Source organism: Streptomyces sp. NPDC050147, assembly GCF_040660195.1.
In the GTDB taxonomy this organism is placed as follows: Bacteria; Actinomycetota; Actinomycetes; order Streptomycetales; family Streptomycetaceae; genus Streptomyces.
On sequence record NZ_JBFALJ010000004.1, the window covers coordinates 42350 to 60142 of the forward strand.

The 17793-nt window shown below is 71.5% G+C and carries 11 protein-coding genes; 5 read left to right on the forward strand and 6 right to left on the reverse strand.

Annotated elements, in window-relative coordinates:
- Positions 1–39: 39 nt before the first annotated feature.
- Together AB0I94_RS08885 and AB0I94_RS08890 are read right to left on the reverse strand one after the other, a co-directional pair.
- Positions 40–807 carry a hypothetical protein gene (locus tag AB0I94_RS08885; RefSeq protein ID WP_363308771.1) on the reverse strand — a complete coding sequence of 256 codons (768 nt, stop codon included), beginning with the start codon at positions 805–807 and terminating at the stop codon, positions 40–42.
- A 180-nt stretch (positions 808–987) separates the two neighbouring features.
- Positions 988–1500 (reverse strand): hypothetical protein, encoded by a 513-nt coding sequence (locus tag AB0I94_RS08890; RefSeq protein ID WP_363308772.1) that lies wholly within the window; start codon positions 1498–1500, stop codon positions 988–990.
- A 413-nt stretch (positions 1501–1913) separates the two neighbouring features.
- Here AB0I94_RS08890 and rsgA point away from each other — a divergent pair, with 413 nt between their 5' ends.
- Both rsgA and AB0I94_RS08900 read left to right on the forward strand, forming a co-directional pair.
- Complete coding sequence (gene rsgA / locus AB0I94_RS08895) at positions 1914–3044, forward strand: ribosome small subunit-dependent GTPase A (protein ID WP_363308773.1); 1131 nt, start codon at positions 1914–1916, stop codon at positions 3042–3044.
- 548 nt (positions 3045–3592) lie between these two features.
- Positions 3593–4945 carry an AlkA N-terminal domain-containing protein gene (locus tag AB0I94_RS08900; protein WP_363309025.1) on the forward strand — a complete coding sequence of 451 codons (1353 nt, stop codon included), beginning with the start codon at positions 3593–3595 and terminating at the stop codon, positions 4943–4945.
- A gap of 155 nt (positions 4946–5100) precedes the next feature.
- On the opposite strand, the gene AB0I94_RS08905 is transcribed toward AB0I94_RS08900, so the two are convergent.
- The 3 genes from AB0I94_RS08905 to AB0I94_RS08915 all read right to left on the reverse strand — a co-directional run bounded on the left by AB0I94_RS08905 (position 5101) and on the right by AB0I94_RS08915 (position 7217).
- Positions 5101–5469, reverse strand: a complete 369-nt coding sequence (locus AB0I94_RS08905; RefSeq protein WP_363308774.1) for a PPOX class F420-dependent oxidoreductase — start codon at positions 5467–5469, stop codon at positions 5101–5103.
- A gap of 211 nt (positions 5470–5680) precedes the next feature.
- Positions 5681–6163 (reverse strand): DUF456 domain-containing protein, encoded by a 483-nt coding sequence (locus AB0I94_RS08910; RefSeq protein ID WP_363308775.1) that lies wholly within the window; start codon positions 6161–6163, stop codon positions 5681–5683.
- A 70-nt stretch (positions 6164–6233) separates the two neighbouring features.
- Complete coding sequence (locus AB0I94_RS08915) at positions 6234–7217, reverse strand: helix-turn-helix transcriptional regulator (RefSeq protein WP_363308776.1); 984 nt, start codon at positions 7215–7217, stop codon at positions 6234–6236.
- 203 nt (positions 7218–7420) lie between these two features.
- Between AB0I94_RS08915 and AB0I94_RS08920 the strand changes: the two genes are divergently transcribed.
- The 3 genes from AB0I94_RS08920 to AB0I94_RS08930 all read left to right on the forward strand — a co-directional run bounded on the left by AB0I94_RS08920 (position 7421) and on the right by AB0I94_RS08930 (position 14691).
- Positions 7421–11200, forward strand: coding sequence for a S8 family serine peptidase (locus AB0I94_RS08920; RefSeq protein WP_363308777.1), 3780 nt, complete (start codon positions 7421–7423; stop codon positions 11198–11200).
- 129 nt (positions 11201–11329) lie between these two features.
- Positions 11330–12886 (forward strand): protein phosphatase 2C domain-containing protein, encoded by a 1557-nt coding sequence (locus AB0I94_RS08925; RefSeq protein WP_363308778.1) that lies wholly within the window; start codon positions 11330–11332, stop codon positions 12884–12886.
- Between the two features lie 62 nt (positions 12887–12948).
- A complete protein-coding gene (locus AB0I94_RS08930) occupies positions 12949–14691 on the forward strand; it encodes a pyruvate dehydrogenase (RefSeq protein ID WP_363308779.1) in 1743 nt (580 codons plus the stop codon).
- Between the two features lie 7 nt (positions 14692–14698).
- Here AB0I94_RS08930 and AB0I94_RS08935 read toward each other — a convergent pair whose 3' ends face one another.
- Positions 14699–17758 (reverse strand): glycoside hydrolase family 38 C-terminal domain-containing protein, encoded by a 3060-nt coding sequence (locus AB0I94_RS08935; protein ID WP_363308780.1) that lies wholly within the window; start codon positions 17756–17758, stop codon positions 14699–14701.
- Positions 17759–17793 lie beyond the last annotated feature (35 nt).

Below are 17793 nucleotides of genomic sequence, written 5' to 3' on the forward strand. Positions count from 1 at the left end.
TCCCCTCCAGGAGGCGGGCCGCCGTGCGCGGCGTGGTCTTCACGGCCGGTGGTTCCAGCGCAGGTTCACGTAGCTGGACACGCCGGCCCGCTGCAGGCCGGCCCGGACCGTCTCGTCCTTGCGGGCCGCCGCCTCCGCCTGCGGGTCCTGAACGACCGTGTAGATCCGTTCGGACTCGGACAGCGGCCGGGAGGGCTCGGGACGAAACCTGAAGGAGTCGAACCGGCGCACCGCCTCTTTGATCACCCCGGCGAAGAGCGTGTCCGCCGGAGCGGTCGTGGCGGTGGGCCGGGCGACGAGGAGGCCGAGCACGACCGACGGGCGGTCCGGGTCCTGGTGCTCCCGGTCGACGGGGCTGCCCGCGTACTTCTGTACGTTGCCGCACGAACCGTCGTGCCGGAGCCGATGGCAGTTGACGGCTTGGTTGTCGCGCGTGCTCTGATAGATGACCGACACGTCGCTCACGGTTCCCCGCAGCACCACGCCATTTCCCGGCGTCCGGTGGGCAGCCGTCCACGATTCGCCCGGCCGTGCCTCGTCGAAGTCGACGCCGGGCAGCGGCACGCTCTCACCCTTGCGGAAAATGATCTTTACGAGTGCCATGTCGGTCAGGAGGTCGCAGTCCGCGACCTCGCCTTCCAGACGCCTTCCGCCCGGAAGCCGGACGATGACCGGCCGCTGACGCTGCTCCCGGTCGTCCCCCAGGCGGTGCGCCACGGTCAGGGCGAAGTACTTCGTCAGCCGTACACCGGATGCGATGCGGCGGTTTCCCCGGAATATCTGGATCAAGTGCTTGGGGTGCGTCATGGGTTCGTCCCCCCGTCCGATCCCCAGAACGAATCGCGCCATTGCGCGTGGAATATGCAATGGTAGCCGCGGAGGGCTCCGGATCGGGAGTGACTACACAAGTATCTTTGCCGGGGCGGGAGTTGTGGAGGCCCCTTCAGGGGCGCGCGCCAAGGAAGGGGCGCCCCGTGGCCGCGCTGGTCACGGCAGGCGCGTTTCTCCTTTACTCCCGCGTACCTCCTTTCGCAGAATGATCCAGAACTGGCGGTCCGACTCCACCGACGCATCGACGCACCGGATGAATTCCCGCCACAGCCCGTCGGATTGGGACACCCGGGGATGTCCCTCTTCCTGGTTGTCCCACTCCTCCCACGCGTGCATCCACGCCCGCATCGCCGTGAACGTGTCCAAGTGCGCGTCGAGAACCTCGGTCGTGGCGTAGATCTCGAGCCGGGCCGCGAGGGCATGACTGTCGGTCACCGCGGCGCCGGTGCCGTCCGGCCAGGTCCCGGTCCTGCTCAGCTCCGAGCGCAGTTCGGCCAGCCGGTGGACGGTGATCATGGCGTCTTCGTAGACGGCCATGCGCCGCGACCAGACGCGGTTCTCGCGCTCGCGCCTGTTCGTCGCGTGCTGGGTGAGCAAGGCGCCGGAGATGGAGGCGATCGCTCCCAGGGTCGTGCCGATGATCGCCGCAGTGGCCGGATTCAGTGTCACTCCGTCAGCATGGCGGGTTCATCCCTGGCTGCGCCCTGTCGTGCCCGACTGGACGGTCAACGCCACCTGTGCCAGCGGGAGTCCGGAGACGGCGAGGAGGTCCGTCCGCTCCCTCAGCAGTCGCTCGCCGAGGTGCGCGAGCGCGAGCGGGCCGTCGCCGCCGGGAGCGAAAAAGGTTGGCGCTCCGTCTGAGGGCGGGGCTAGAGTTGGATTCGTTCTTCCGGCGGCCTGTTGGCCGCCGGTATCGGCGAAGTGTGTGATCCAGGAGGTGTGACCGATGGCTGTCGTTGAGATGGGCGCTGCCCGCATCGAGAAGTCCGTCCATTCCACCTCCGTGGCCGCCGGCTGACCTACCTCCTTCTTCGCGCGCCTGTGTGCGCGTACGCCGGGGCCACCCTGTGAAGGGTCACCCCTTGTCTTCCTCCGCAATTCCGCAGTCGTCATTTCCGCAGTCGTCTTCCCTCTCCACACATCCCCTCGCGCCCTACGGCTGGGACGAGAACTGGGAAGCGGACTTCACCCCGTACGCGGCGCAGGGCCTGCTGCCCGGCCGCGTCCTGCGCGTCGACCGCGGTCAGTGTGACGTCGTCACGCCGGACGGCACAGTGCGTGCCGACACCGAGTTCGTCGTGCCCCGCGACCCGATGAAGGTCGTGTGCACGGGGGACTGGGTCGCCGTCGACCCCGAGGGCGGCGATCCGCGCTACGTGCGGACGCTGCTGCCGCGCCGCACGGCCTTCGTGCGCTCCACATCCTCCAAGCGGTCCGAGGGGCAGATCCTCGCGGCCAACGTGGACCACGCGATCATCGCGGTCTCGCTCGCCGTCGAGCTCGACCTCGGCCGGATCGAACGGTTCCTGGCGCTGGCCTGGGAGTCCGGGGCCCAGCCGCTGGTCGTCCTCACCAAGGCCGACCTGGTCCCGGACGTCACGGGCCTGTCCTACCTCGTGGAGGACGTCGAGACGTCGGCCCCCGGCGTCCAGGTGCTCCCGGTCAGCGCCACGACCGGGGAAGGCGTCGACATCCTGTGCGCCGTCGTCGCCGGTGGTACGTCGGTCCTGCTCGGCCAGTCCGGGGCGGGCAAGTCGACGCTGGCCAACGCGCTCGTCGGCGAGGACGTCATGCTCGTCAACGCCGCCCGTGACGTGGACGGCAAGGGCCGCCACACCACGACGACCCGCAACCTCCTCGTGCTCCCCGCCGGTGGTGTCCTCATCGACACGCCGGGGCTGCGCGGCGTCGGTCTCTTCGACGCGGGGACGGGCGTCGGCCAGGTCTTCTCCGAGATCGAGGAGCTGGCGGCCGACTGCCGCTTCCACGACTGCGCCCACACCGCCGAACCCGGCTGCGCGGTGCTCGCGGCCGTGGAGGACGGCACCCTCCCCGACCGACGCCTCGACAGCTATCGCAAGCTGATCCGTGAGAACCAGCGCATCGTCGCCAAGACGGACGCGAAGCTCCGGGCGGACATGCGACGCATGTGGAAGCTGCGGGGCGCGGAGGGCAAGGCGGCCATGGAGGCCAAGCGGGGCCGGATCCGCTAGGGGGCGGGGCGGACGGGCGGGCGCCGGGCAGACGGGGTGCGGTGCGGGGTGCTTCGGAGGCCCCGCCTCGTACCGCGCCGCGACGGCCGATGGCACTGGCGGCGCCGTGGCACTGGCGGCGCTGGCGGCACGGTGGCACCGGCGGCGCCGCAGGACGCCACCTGTCCGCCCGCGTCCGGCTCACGCCCTGCCCTCCTACCGCTTCCTGCCTTCTTGCCCTACTGCGTTGGCGTACCTCGTCACGGTGCCTCGCACCGCACCGCGACCGCCGATGGCACTGGCGGCACTGATGGCACTGCCGGCACCGCGGCACGGGCGGCATCGGCGGCGCCGCAGGACGCCACCCGTCCGCCCGCGTCCGGCTCCCGCTCCTGCCCTCCTTCCGTTCCTCCCCTCCTGCTCCGGCGTACCTCGTCACGGAGTGAGCCGCTCCCGCGCCGGCGGCGATCCACCCGCCCGTGCCCGCCCGAGCCCCGCCCGCCCCCTCACAACGCGGCGTCCGAAATCCGCCAGCCGAGGCGCCGGCTTGGCCGCACACTGGATACGTGATCGATGAAGAGACCAGGTACGAGGCGGTGCGCAGCCGCGACGCGCGCTTCGACGGAGAGTTCTTCTTCGCCGTCGAGACCACCGGCATCTACTGCCGCCCCAGCTGCCCCGCCGTCACCCCGAAGCGCAGGAACGTCCGCTACTACGCCACCGCGGCCGCCGCCCAGGGCTCCGGATTCCGGGCCTGCCGACGCTGTCGCCCGGACGCCGTGCCGGGGTCCGCGGAGTGGAACGTACGCGCGGACGTCGTAGGGCGCGCCATGCGGATGATCGGTGACGGTGTCGTCGACCGCGAGGGCGTCTCCGGTCTCGCCGTGCGGCTCGGCTACAGCTCCCGGCAGGTGCAGCGGCAGCTCACCGCCGAGCTGGGGGCCGGGCCCGTCGCCCTCGCGCGCGCCCAACGGGCGCACACCGCCCGGGTGTTGCTGCAGACCACGGGTCTGCCGATCACGGAGATCGCGTTCGCTTCGGGGTTCGCCAGCGTCCGGCAGTTCAACGACACGATCCGCGCGGTGTACGCCCTGACGCCCACGGCGCTGCGGGCCGCCGCGCCTCGCGGCGGTGGCGCGGGACGCGCGACCCCGGCAGCCGGAATTCCGCTGCGGCTCGCGTACCGGGGGTCCTACCAGGCCGGTGCCGTCTTCGACCTGCTCTCCGACGAGGCTGTCGCCGGGGTCGAGCAGGTCAGCGGGGAGCCGGGCGGGCGGACCTACCGGCGTACGTTGCGGCTGCCGTACGGCACGGGGATCGTGGCCGTCGAGGAGAGTGACCACGGGGTCGGCGGGTGGCTGGACGCGCGGCTCCACCTGACCGATCTGCGGGACCTCACGACCGCCGTGCAGCGACTGCGCCGGCTCTTCGACCTCGACGCCGATCCGTACGCCGTCGACGAGCGGCTCGGCGCCGACGCGCGGCTCGCTCCGCTGGTCGTGGCCCGGCCCGGCCTCCGGTCGCCCGGCGCCGCGGACCCCGAGGAGTTCGCCGTGCGGGCGCTGGTGGGGCGTGCGGAGGCCGCCGTTCTCGTGGAGCGGTACGGGAAGGCGCTGGACGCGCCCTGCGGGGCCCTCACCCATGTGTTCCCCGAGCCGGGGGCGCTCGCGGGGGAGCCGGGGCCCTTGGGAGAGTTGGCTGCCGCGCTCGCCGATGGGCGGGTGCGGCTGGACGCGGGGGCGGACCGGGAGGACGCGGAGGCGGGCCTTGCGGCCTTGGCGGGGGTGGACGCGGGGGTTGTGGCGGCCGTTCGGATGCGGGCCCTCGGGGACCCCGATGTGGGCCTGCCGGGGATCGAGGCGTCGGAGGGGTGGCGGCCGTGGCGGTCGTACGGGGTACGGCATCTGCTGGCGGCGGGGTAGGGATCTTCCCTAGGCCCCACCCCTTCCCGAAACCCCGCTGGGCGCGCGGGCGTGGGGAGCCGGGGTGCTGGCGTCACCGGGAGCAGGGGCCCCACGGGCTGAGATTCTCCGCCGGTGCGGGCGAGGTCGACGGTGCGGGCGGGGTCAGGAAGTGATTACTGCTCCAGTCCCCAGCTGTGGATCCGCCGAGGATGAATCCGGATCAGCTCCTCGCTGAAGTGCGGACCCAACTCATGCCGCCCCGTGAGGAGTTCCGCTTCCCCCCGGATGTCGATTCCCCGCACCTTCCACGGCTGCTCGCTCACGATGTCGTCGACGACGAGCGACACCTTCGGATTCTGCCGAAGGTTCCGCCACTTCTTGGTGGTCCCCAGCGCGTACCCGCCGATCAGGATCGTCCCGTCGTCCTGCGGGTAGAACCCGACAGGATTGGCCTGCGGTTGTCCCGTCGCGTCCACGCTGGCCATCCGGCCCAGACGCTGGGACTTGAGGTACGCCCGTTCGGCCTCGCTGAATTCGGTCATGGCGCGAGCCTAAGCCGCAGGCACGCCCCAGCGTTGTGCAAGGTTCGGTGCCCGGTCCGGTGCCTAGTTCAGTGCCCGGTTCAGCGCTTGGTTCGGTGCCCGGTTCGGCGTAACCCCCCGAGCCGATGAAGCCGTTGCCGAGGCAGGGTTCGTTTCCCGGCTCACCGGAGCTTCACCCGGAGCTTTACATCGCCGAAAGCCAGAGCGGCACTCAGCCCCAGATCACCGCCCCCAGCCAAGCCCCCGCGATCAGCAAGCACGCGAACAACTCGGTCAGCACGCTCCAGCCGCCCGCCCGCATGGCCATCCTCGTGGCCGTGGCCGCCTCCCCGTGCCCGCCGAGCCGCAGCCGCTCGCCCAGGTAGATCCCACCGATGAAGCCCGGCAGCGACCCGATCACGGGCACCACGCAGAACCCGACAAGGGCCCCGGCCCCCGCGTACACGGCCGTGCGGCGCGTGGCACCGCTCTGCCGGAAGCGCCGCGGCGGCAGCAGCCAGCGGACGCCCTGCGCGACGAGAAGCACGACGGACGCGCCGACCAGGACCCACCAGGCGACCGGCCTCGGGTCCTGCAGCGCCCACCACAGCACCGCGGCCCACACCAGCCACGGTCCCGGCACGCCGGGCACAAGCACTCCGCCGATCCCGAGCAGCAGCACCACCGCGACCAGCAGGAGTTCCCAGGCTCCCATGTGCCAAGCGTGCAGGAAACGCGGCAAACCCGCAGGCCGCGCAAGCCCCCGTAACCCGCCCTGACGAGCTCTAGCGCGCCACCCAGCCCCGCTCGTACGCGTGCCAGCCCAGCTGCAGCCGCGTCGTCACGCCCGTCAGCTCCATCAGGCGCTTGACCCGGCGCTGCACCGTCCGCAGCCCCAGATCCAGCTGTTTGGCGACGCTCGCGTCCGTCAGGCCGGCGAGCAGCAGCGAGAGGATCTCCAGGTCCGCGCCGTCGGGCCCTTCGGGTGCGTCCTCGGTGACCGCGTGGCCGCCCTCGCCGAGCCGCAGCGGCAGAGCGTCCCGCCACACCGCCTCGAAGAGCCCCGTCAAGGATTCGAGCAGGCCGCTCGCGTGCACCACGAGCGCGGCGGGCTCCGCCCTGCGCGAGGTCAGCGGCACCATCGCGAGCGAGCCGTCGGCGATCACCAGCTTCGTCGGGACGCGGTCCACGACGCGCACCTGTTCGTTGCGGCCGATCGCCGTCGACAGTTCGATGAGGCCGGTGGGCAGGGCGAGGACGGAGCGTTCGACGACCACGCGGTAGGTGACACCCCGGCCCGCGGCCTGCTCCTCCGCGTCGTTCTCCATGCCGGTGACCGCCACCGGGTTGCCGGTGACCAGGGCGCACACCTCGTGGCTCGCACCCAGCTGGAGCTGCAGGAAGCGCTGCGAGACCGCGCCCGCGCCGGTGACCACCTCGACCAGGTCGTGCACCGCGGGCTCGGCGGCCTGCGCGCGGTACTCCTCGGCGAGCAGCTTCGCCGCCAGCTCGGCCTTCTCCAGTTCGTGCCGCTGCTGGGTCAGGAGCGCGCCGAGCGCGACCCCGGGTGGAGCCGCCACCCACCGGCCCGCCTTGCCGGACGCCTGGGCCGCCAGGCCGTGCAGTTCGAGACGGCGCAGCGCGCGCACCGTCTCCGGCTCGCCGAGCGAGAGCCGCCGCGCGAGATCGGGCACGTCGGAGGCGCCCACCGCCACCAGCGCGCGGTACGCCGATTCGTGCAGCTCGTCCAGTCCTATCGCGGCCAGCATGCGGCGACGTCCCTCCCCAGATTCCGTTCCGACGGCGCCCTGGCGGAAAACAGCCACGGCGTAAACCCGCCCCGGGACATCATCCCCGCACCCCCCGCCTCTCTGCCAAGGTGACGCCACCGCAGCACCAACGGCAGCCGCGAATAGGGCCTTTGGTCCCTTTCGGCTGTGGTTCCGCATGCCCATCAACCTTGGGGAGAGCGATGCGTCCGATATCGCGCACGGCTTTGGGGGCGGCGTCCGCCGTCGTCCTCGCCGTCACCGTGGCCGTCCCGTCCGTGGCCGAGCCACGCACGGCCACGGCGGAGACGAATCCGCTGGTGGGAAGCGTGGGGGGCGTGGGAAGCACGGGAAGCGGCCCACGCGCCGGGGGGAGCTCCGTCGTCACCCTCGTCACCGGCGACCGCGTCCTCGTGTCGTCCGACGGCAAGGGCCGCGCGGGGGCGAGCGCGCTGCCCGACGCCGACGGCACGGTGCCCCTCGTCCAGACCAGGCAGTCCGGCAAGGACCTGTACGTCTACCCCGAGGGCGCCGTCCACGCGATCGCCGAGGGCAAGGTCGACGAGGAGCTCTTCAACGTCACCGGCCTCGTCCGCCAGGGATACGACGACGCGCACGCCAAGAAGCTCCCGCTGATCGCCGTGTACGACACGTCCGTCGATGTCACGCGCGCGGTGCCCGCCACCCCGCGCGGCGCCGAACGCGGGCTCGTCCTCGACCCCGTCGACGGGGTCGCGCTGAAGGCGGACAAGAAGAAGGCAGCGGACTTCTGGGCGGACATCACGTCACCGAAGTCCCGTTCCGCGTCCGATCTGAAGAAGCTCTGGCTCGACGCCAAGGTCGAGGCGACCCTCGACAGGTCGACGAAGCAGGTGCACGCCCCGGAGGCCTGGGCCGCGGGCTACGACGGCAAGGGCGCCAAGGTCGCCGTGCTTGACACCGGTGCCGACGCCGGCCACCCCGATCTCAAGGGCCGGATCGGCGCGGCCAAGAACTTCACCGAATCGCCGGACAATGAGGACCGCCGGGGCCACGGCACCCACACCACCTCCACCGTCGGCGGCACCGGCGCGGCGAGCGGCGGCAAGAAGAAGGGCGTCGCGCCCGGCGCCGAGCTGCTGCACGGCAAGGTTCTCGACGACAGTGGCTCGGGTGCCACCTCGTGGATCATCGCGGGCATGCAGTGGGCCGTCGATGAGAAGGCCGACGTCGTCTCCATGAGCCTCGGCAACCCGGCGCGGACCGACTGCGCCGACCCCATGAGCACGGCCACGGAGGAGCTCGCGCAGTCGAGCAAGGACACCCTCTTCGTACTCGCCGCCGGCAACACGGGCCCGAGCCTCAACTCCGTCTCCTCGCCCGGCTGCGCCCCGAGCGTCCTGACCGTCGGCGCCGTCGACCGCGACGACTCGACGGCCTCCTTCTCCAGCCGGGGGCCCGCGTACGGCTCGCACACCCTCAAGCCGGAGATCGCCGCACCCGGCGTCGACATCTCAGCGGCCGCGGCGGACGGCAGGGGCGTCTACGCCTACCAGTCCATGAGCGGTACGTCGATGGCCACCCCGCACGTCGCGGGTGCCGCCGCCCTGGTCAAGCAGCGACACCCGGACTGGACCGCCCAGCAGATCAAGTCGGCCCTGGTGTCGTCGGCGGACAGCGGCATCCCCGGTGACGTCACCGAGACGGGCGGCGGCCGACTCGACGTGAAGGCGGCCGTCGACCAGAAGGTGCTCGGCTCGCCCGCGGTGCAGGGCGGCAGCTTCGGCTGGCCCCAGGACAGCTCGGACCGCACCACGGTCGACGTCCCGTACACCAACACCACCGACAAGACGGTGCGTTTGAAGCTGTCCGTGCAGGGTGTCACCGGCAACGACGGCTCCGCCGTGCGCTCGGGCATCGCCAAGCTCGCCGAACGCTCCGTGACGGTCGCGGCCGGGTCCACGGTCAAGGTCCCGCTGAAGCTCGACCCCGACGCGGACCTCAAGAAGGCCCAGTACGGCGACGTGACCGGCCGCGTCCTGGCGAAGGCCGACGACATCGCGGTCTCCACGCCCTTCTCGCTCTACGTACAGCCGCAGACGGTCAGCCTCCGCGTGAAGCTCGTGGACCGCGACGGCAAGCCCGCCGACGGCCCGTCGTCCGTCGACCTCATCGGCACCGACGACGCCACCGGCGAACGCCGCTTCAACGAGGGCGCGAACGACCAGACGTACCAAGTCCGCCCCGGCAGCTACTTCCTGACCGGCTTCATCGCGACGCCGGACGCGGACGGCGGCACCCTGACCGACTCGCTCACGCACATCGCCCGGCCCCAGGTCGAGGTGGAAAAGGACATGACTCTCACGCTCGACGCCCGCGACGCGCACCGCCTCACCGTCAAGACGGACAAGAAGTCCGAAGTGCGCGGCGCCACCCTCGGGTTCGCCCGTACCTGGGGCACCGACCACTGGCTGCACGCGGGCACCGCCGCCGGACCGCGCACCATCCGCGGCTTCTACCAGTCCGTGGAGGGCAAGGCGACCGACGGCACCTTCGAGTCCAGCAGCTACTGGCGTGCCGCCGCGCCCCTGCTCTCCGAACTCGCCGTCGTGGGCGGCGAAGCGCTGCACCCCGTGACCGCGTCCACCGGCTCGGCCAACCTCGACGGCACGGGCAAGGCGGCACTCGTGGACGCCAAGTCCGGCACACCCGCGGAGCTGGAAGCCGCCGGGGTCGAGGGCAAGATCGCCCTGGTCAAGGTCCCGGACAGCGGCAGCGCCAACGCCGTCGCGAAGAACGCGAAGGAGGCAGGCGCGGTAGCCGTCATCGCCCACCGCGCGGCACCGGGCCGCTGGTACCCCTCGGTCGGCCTCAGCGGCTCCCCGCTTCCGGTCCTCGGCATCCAGACGGGAGAGGCGACCGCACTGCTCGACCAACTCGCCAATGACACGGTCGAGTTGAGATGGAAGGCGACGGCGAAGAGCCCCTACGTCTACCACCTCGCCTTCCCCGAGACCGGGCAGATCCGCGACGACCGCACCTACCGGGTACGGGACAAGGACCTGGCCGCGAACGAGGCGACGTACCGCGCGATGGGCACGACCACGGACTACGTGGACCTGCCCTCGGCCGTCCGCCCCTCGGGACTCGAGGTGTACTTCGCCGACATCGAGTCCGTCCCGGCCCCCGGCAAGCGCACCGAGTACTACTCGGCAGGCACGACCGGTTGGGGCCACCAGGTCTCCAGCAGCTTCCCGTTCGGCGAGTTCATGATCGACCCGGTGCGGACGTACGAGAAGGGCGAGCGGCGCAGCGAGAACTGGTACGAGGGGGTGCTCACCCCCGCCGCGCCGCGCGACGCCGACGGCGAGCTCGCTCTCGCGGGGGAGCGGCAGGGCAACCTGATCGGTGTCGCGCCCGGATTCTGGGCCGACAGCGAACACGCTGGGATCCAGGGCGGGTTCGGCGACATCGGCAATGTCCAGCTGAAGCGGGACGGCGAGATCGTGGGTGAATCCGGCTGGCCGTCCGGGGTGTTCTCGGTTCCGGCGGACGACTCCGCGTACGAACTCACCCTCAACACCCAGAAGATCGGGTCGAAGGTCTGGAACCGGTCCACGAGCACGCGGACCACGTGGGCGTTCCGCTCGCACCTCGACGAGGAGGTGTACTCGCAGGGCATCCCGATGCTGTTCCCGCGCTATCGACTGCCGGAGGACGGCATGAAGACCCTGCCCGCGAAGGACGGCCAGCGGATTGAGATCACGGCGACTGGGCACTCGGGCTACAAGCCGGGCCCGCTCAAGTCGGCGGCCCTGTCCTACTCGTACGACGAAGGAAAGACCTGGACCGAAGCGAAGACGTCCGCATCCGGCGGGAAGTGGACCGCGACCGTGCAGCACGCGGGCGCCTCGGGGAAGCAGGTCCGGCTCAGGACCGAACTGACGGATGCGAACGGAAGTTCCGTCACTCAGACAGTGGCCCGCGCCTACGACGTGCGATAAACACACAGACACCGCCGGGCGGTCCTCCCGTGGGGGGTGGGTCCGCCCGGCGGCCCTCATCACCCTGGCGGTGGCCGGAATTTCCGGATGAACCGTTTTCGTACGGCCTCCGCGGTGGACAATAAGGGCATGAGTCAGCAGGGGGAGAGGCACGACGGGACCTCCGGCCAGGAGGACGACTGGTGGGGTCAGCTCTACGACGACTCCGCTCACGACACGGGGCCGGCCGAGGTGGCCGACACCCTCGACGACAGGTTCGCGTCGGCGGTGTCCGCGGCGGGCGAGGGCGTGGCCGATTCCGCCCCCGGGAGCGCCGGGGCGGAAGAGGCCCTGCCGCGCAGCAGCTCTTTCCCTGCCCCGGAGCCGCCGCCCCCGGGGCTCGGGGACCGCGCCGGGCCCGCGCCGGGTGCACCGCTCACGCCGCGCGAGCCGTCGACGCCACCCGCACCCGCACCGTCGTCCGTGTCCCCGCCCCCACCCGCCGCCCGCATCCGTGAAGACGTCGCCCCCTGGGAGCCCCCCGCGGCGCCCACGGGACCGGTCACCTTCCCGGCGGGGCCGCCGAAGCCTCCCGGTGCTCCGAGCCGCACCACCGCCGTCCCCGCTCCCCGCGCGCCCGAAGTGTCCGCGGTGCGGAATCCGCAGGCACCCGCCCCGCAGGCGCCCGCCCCGGCGGAACCGGAGCCAGCCGTCCCGGCGGCAGCATCCGGGGACGGTGTGTACGTGGGCGACGGCCCGCCCACCTACGACGCCGAGCCCACCGTCCTGCCCGCCGCCGACCCCGACGACCTGGGCGACCTGGTCGCCGACACCGTGCTCGACGGCGCCCGGTACGGCACTTCCACGCTGCGGGCCGTCTCCGTGCGCGGGGACTCCGCCCGCTATCGGGGCGAGCCGCGCCGCGACTCACTGCTCACCGCGCGGTTCGGCACCGGGCGCGGCGCCCTCGTCCTGGTGGCCATGGCCACCGGCGCACGGGCCACGCCCGGCGCCCATCGCGCCGCCGCCGAGGCCTGCGCCTGGATCGGGCGGGCCGTGGGCCGCAGCCATCAGCGGCTGTCCGAGGACATCCGGGCCGCCCGGCGCGGGGACCTCAAGAGCGGCCTTCACCGGCTCACGGACCGCAGCCTCGGCAAGCTCCGCGCGCACGCCACCGACCTCGGCGTCGAGCCCGAGGAGTACGCCGCGTCCCTGCGCTGCCTCCTTCTGACGGCCGACCCCGAATGCCGCACCCGCGTCTTCTTCGGCGTCGGCGGCGGCGGACTCTTCCGGCTCAGGGACGGCGCCTGGCAGGACATCGAGCCGCACGTCAGCGACTGTGCCGGTGACGCCGGGCCGCCCGTCGTCGGATTCGGTTCCGTCCCGTCGGACACCCCCGACGGCGATCGGCTCACCATGGACATGGGCATCATCACGCCCCCGAGTCCGTACGAGCCCGCGCCCGAGCCCCCGCCCCGCGAGCCGTTCCGCTTCCGGGCCTCCGTAGCCCGCCCGGGTGATGCCCTCCTGCTCTGCAGCGGCGGCCTCGCCGAGCCCCTGCGCGGTGAGCCCGAGCTCGCCGCCCACCTCACCCAGCGGTGGGCGAAGAGCGGCCCGCCGGGCCTCGCGACGTTCCTCGCGGACATCCAGGTCAGGGTCAAGGGGTACGCGGACGACCGGACGGCGGCCGCCGTTTGGGAGGCGTGAGCGCCCGCCCTGTGAATTCATGGACCCAAGAGAGTCAAGGGGACTGAAGGGTTCGTGAAGCCATGGCCAAGCAGAACGTCGCCGAACAGTTCGTCGACATCCTCCACCGCGCCGGTGTGCGTCGCATGTACGGGGTCGTGGGCGACAGCCTCAACCCGGTCGTGGACGCGATCAGGCGCACCAAGGGCATCGAGTGGGTGCAGGTCAGGCACGAGGAGACCGCGGCTTTCGCGGCCGGTGCCGAGGCCCAGGTCACCGGCAGCCTCGCCGCCTGCGCAGGTTCCTGCGGCCCCGGCAACCTTCACCTGATCAACGGCCTCTACGACGCCCACCGCTCCATGGCGCCCGTCCTCGCCCTCGCGTCGCACATCCCGTCGAGCGAGATCGGCCTCGGTTTCTTCCAGGAGACCCACCCCGATCACCTCTTCCGCGAGTGCAGTCACTACTGCGAGATGATCTCCAACCCGAAGCAGATGCCGCGGCTGCTCCAGACCGCCATCCAGCACGCGATCGGACAGTCCGGCGTCAGTGTCGTCACGCTGCCCGGCGACATCGCCGACGAGCCCGCCCCGGACAAGGCCGCCCAGAGCGCCCTGGTCACTTCCCGCCCCTCGGTACGCCCCGGCGACACGGAGATCGACAAGCTCGCCGCGATGATCGACAAGGCCGACAAGGTCACTCTCTTCTGCGGCAGCGGCACGGCCGGCGCGCACGCCGAGGTCATGGCGTTCGCCGAGAAGATCAAGTCGCCGGTGGGCCACGCCTTGCGCGGCAAGGAATGGATCCAGTACGACAACCCGTACGACGTCGGCATGAGCGGACTGCTCGGCTACGGCGCCGCGTACGAGGCCACCCATGAGTGCGACCTGCTGATCCTGCTCGGCACCGACTTCCCGTACAACGCCTTCCTGCCCGACGACGTCAAGATCGCCCAGGTCGACGTGCGCCCCGAACACCTCGGCCGCCGCTCGAAGCTGGACCTCGCCGTCTGGGGCGACGTACGCGAGACCCTGCGCTGTCTCACCCCGCGCGTCACGCCCAAGAGCAACCGCAAGTTCCTCGACAAGATGCTCAAGAAGCACGCGGACGCCCTCGAAGGCGTCATCAAGGCCTACACGCGCAAGGTCGACAAGCACATCCCGATCCATCCCGAGTACGTCGCCTCGATCGTCGACGAACTCGCCGCCGACGACGCGGTGTTCACCGTCGACACGGGCATGTGCAACGTCTGGGCGGCCCGCTATCTCACCCCGAACGGCAGGCGCCGCATCATCGGCTCCTTCAGCCACGGCTCGATGGCCAACGCCCTGCCGCAGGCGATCGGCGCCCAGTTCACCGACCGCAAGCGCCAGGTCGTCTCGATGTCGGGCGACGGCGGGTTCTCCATGCTGATGGGCGACTTCCTCACCCTCGTCCAGTACGACCTGCCGGTGAAGGTCGTCCTCTTCAACAACTCCTCCCTGGGCATGGTCGAGCTGGAGATGCTGGTGGCCGGGCTCCCTTCGTTCGGCACGGACAACCACAATCCCGACTTCGCCGCCGTGGCCCGCGCCGCCGGTGCCTACGGGGTACGGGTCGAGAAGCCCAAGCAGCTCGCGGGCGCCCTGAAGGACGCCTTCGCGCACAAGGGCCCCGCTCTCGTCGACATCGTCACGGACCCGAACGCCCTGTCCATCCCGCCCAAGATCAGCTCCGAGATGGTGACGGGCTTCGCGCTCTCCGCCAGCAAGATCGTGCTTGACGGCGGCGTCGGCCGCATGGTCCAGATGGCACGCTCCAACCTGCGTAACGTGCCCCGCCTCTGACAAGCGGTCAGCGGACCGGCCGCAGCCGCAGCGTCACGATCTGGAACGGACGCAGCGCCAGCACGAGCCCGGCGTCGTCGGTGTGGGCCGGTTCGAGCGGACGCTCCAGGAGGTCGGTCACCTCGGCCGCGCTCACCGCGAACGACGTGGTGAGTGTGGCCGCCGCGCGCCCGCCCCGCGACTCGTAGAGCCGCACCACGACGTCGCCGCTCCCGTCGTCCGCGAGCTTCACCGACTCCACGGTCACCGCCGGATTGTCGACGCTGACGAGCGACGGCAGGGCGGGCGCGGCGGCGACCCGCAGCGGCAGGTTCAGGGCGAGCCCCTCCGCGACCGCGTCGCCCGTCGTCGCGCCCGGCAGCAGGGCGTACGCGAACCGGTGCACGCCCAGGTCCGTCTCCGGGTCCGGGCTGTGCGGGGCACGCAGGAGCGTGAGCCGCACGGTGGTGCCGAGCCCCTCGCCGTGCGGGGTGCGCGTCACGTCATGGCCGTACGTCGAGTCGTTGAGCACCGCCACGCCGTACGCCTCCTCGGCGACCCGCAGCCACCGGTGCGCGCAGATCTCGAAACGGGCCGCGTCCCAGCCGGTGTTGGCGTGCGTGGAGCGGTGCACGTGCCCGAACTGGATCTCGGCCGCCGACCGCTCGGCGTGCACGTCCAGCGGGAAGGCCGCCTTGAGCACCTTCTCCGACTCCTGCCAGTCGACCTCCGTGACGACGTCGACGCGACGGCTGCCGGCCGCGAGCCGGATCTCCTGGGTGATCCGCGACTTCCCGAAGGACCGCACCACGCGCACGGCGACCCGCAGCGGCCCGTCCTCGACCAGCTCCACGGACTCGGCCGCGGTGAGGTCGGTGTGCGTGTTGCGGTAGTGCTTGTCCAGGTCCCAGGCGTCGTAGTGCGTGGGGTGGTCGGGGTGCAGCTGGAGCAGGTTGCCGCGCGCGCCGGGGGACAGGACCTCGCGGTGCGCGTCGTTGTCGTGCACGGAGGTCAGAAGACCGTCCGTGTCGACGGCGACGCGCAGGTGCTCGTTCAGCAACTGGATCTCGCCGTCGGCGAGCAGCGCGGTGGCCCCGGTCTCCCGCGTGTACGAGGCGGCCTCTTCGAGGCTCTTGCTGCCCAGCGCCGGGACATCGACGTGCACCAGGGTGCCGTCGTCGGCCGTGACGACCTCACTGCGGGCGTACGGCGACGCGTTGAGCGCCACGGGCCCTCCCGCGCCGAGGGAACGGACCGCCGCCGCGGTGATCTCATCGAGCTCGGCGAGCACACGCGCGTACGTGTCACGCGCTTCCCGGTGCACCCAGGCGATCGACGAGCCGGGCAGGATGTCGTGGAACTGGTGCAGGAGCACCGTCTTCCAGAGCCGGTCCAAGGTGGCGTGGGGATAGACGTACGCGGGGTCGCGCACCGCGGCGGCCGTGCACCACAACTCGGCTTCCCGCAGCGCGTGTTCGCTGCGCCGGTTGCCGCGTTTGGTGGCCGCCTGCGTGGTGTACGTGGCGCGGTGCAGCTCCAGATAGAGCTCGCCGGACCAGACCGGCGCCCCCGCCCCGTACTCCTCCTCGGCGGCGGCGAAGAACGCGGAAGGCCTCTCGATCTCGACGCGCGGCGACCCCTCCAGGGACCGCAGCCGCCGCGCCTTCTCCAGCATCTCGCGGGTCGGACCACCACCGCCGTCACCCCAGCCGAACGGCACCAGGGAACGGGACGCGCGGCCCTTCTCGGTGAAGTTCCGCTCCGCGTGGGCCAGTTCGGCGCCGTGGAGCTGGGAGTTGTAGGTGTCCACCGGCGGGAAGTGCGTGAAGACACGGGTGCCGTCGATGCCCTCCCACCAGAAAGTGTGGTGCGGCATCTTGTTGGACTGGTTCCAGCTCAGCTTCTGCGTGAGGAACCAGCGGATGCCCGCGAGCTTGGCGAGCTGCGGGAACGCCGCCGTGTAGCCGAAGGAGTCCGGCAGCCAGATCTCCTGCGTCCGCACGCCCAGCTCTTCACGGAAGAACCGCATCCCGTGCGTGATCTGGCGGGCCAGTGCCTCGCCGCCCGGCATGTTGGCGTCCGACTCGACCCACATGGAACCCACCGGCGCCCAGTTGCCGTCCGCGACGGCCTTCTTGATGCGCTCCCAGATGTGCGGCTGGTGCTCCTTGACCCAGGCGTACTGCTGGGCCTGTGAACAGGCGAAGACCAGCTCGGGATAGTCCTGGGCCAGAGCCGTCACATTGGCAAAGGTGCGGGACGCCTTACGCACCGTCTCGCGCAGCGGCCACAGCCACGCCGAGTCGATGTGGGCGTGCCCGGTGGCCGAGACGCGGTGAGCGCTGGCGTGGGCGGGACTCGCGAGGACCTCCGTCAGCTCGGCCCGCGCCGCTGCCGCCGTGCCCGACACGTCGTGCAGATCGAGTGCGTCGAGCGCCCGCTCCAGGGCGCGCAGGATCTCGTGGCGCCGCGGACGGGCGGCGTCCAGTTCGTACATCAGCTCGGAGAGGACCTCGATGTCCATCGTCAGCTGCCAGACGTCCTCGTCCAGTACGGCGAGATCGGCAGACGCGAATCGGTAGATGAGGCGATCTCCCGCGGTCAGTACGTCGCCCAGGGGTGTCGGTTCGAAGTCATGCAGAACCGTGGGGTTGGCCGCCGCCTCCAGGAGGAGGTGCACCTGCTCGCCGCCCTGTGCGGAGGCTGCCACCGGGATGTGCCGGTTGCGGGGGTGAATGCCCTTGAGGGGGATGCCCGAGGCGTCGTAGACCAGCCCCTCCGCCTGGAAGCCGGGGCCCTCACCGGTGAAGCCGGGGTCGACGACCACCTCGACGTGGCGCCCGCTCCACTCCTCGGGCACCTGACCCCGCAGCCGGAACCAACTTGTTGACCAGGGCTTTCCCCACTCCGTGCCTGCCGCGAAGGGTTCGTACGAGGCCTCCAGAGCCTCGGCGACGGGGACGGGTTCGCCCGGCGCGTGCCAGACGGAGAGGGCGAGCGGCACGCGGTCCGCGTACTGGGCGGGGCGGATGAACTGCCGCAGGGCGCGCTCCAGGCGTCCCTCCACCAGCAGTCGGTCGTCGTGCACGGCGGCTCCTCAGAACGCTCGGGCGGGGCCGATGT

Bases quoted from the DNA above. Each gene is read 5' to 3' on its own strand.
- AB0I94_RS08925 (WP_363308778.1), top strand. From the start codon at position 11,330: ATGAGTCAGCAGGGGGAGAGGCACGACGGGACCTCCGGCCAGGAGGAC.
- AB0I94_RS08915 (WP_363308776.1), bottom strand. From the start codon at position 7,217: ATGCTGGCCGCGATAGGACTGGACGAGCTGCACGAATCGGCGTACCGC.
- AB0I94_RS08885 (WP_363308771.1), bottom strand. From the start codon at position 807: ATGACGCACCCCAAGCACTTGATCCAGATATTCCGGGGAAACCGCCGC.
- AB0I94_RS08905 (WP_363308774.1), bottom strand. From the start codon at position 5,469: ATGACCGAATTCAGCGAGGCCGAACGGGCGTACCTCAAGTCCCAGCGT.
- AB0I94_RS08930 (WP_363308779.1), top strand. From the start codon at position 12,949: ATGGCCAAGCAGAACGTCGCCGAACAGTTCGTCGACATCCTCCACCGC.
- AB0I94_RS08910 (WP_363308775.1), bottom strand. From the start codon at position 6,163: ATGGGAGCCTGGGAACTCCTGCTGGTCGCGGTGGTGCTGCTGCTCGGG.
- AB0I94_RS08920 (WP_363308777.1), top strand. From the start codon at position 7,421: ATGCGTCCGATATCGCGCACGGCTTTGGGGGCGGCGTCCGCCGTCGTC.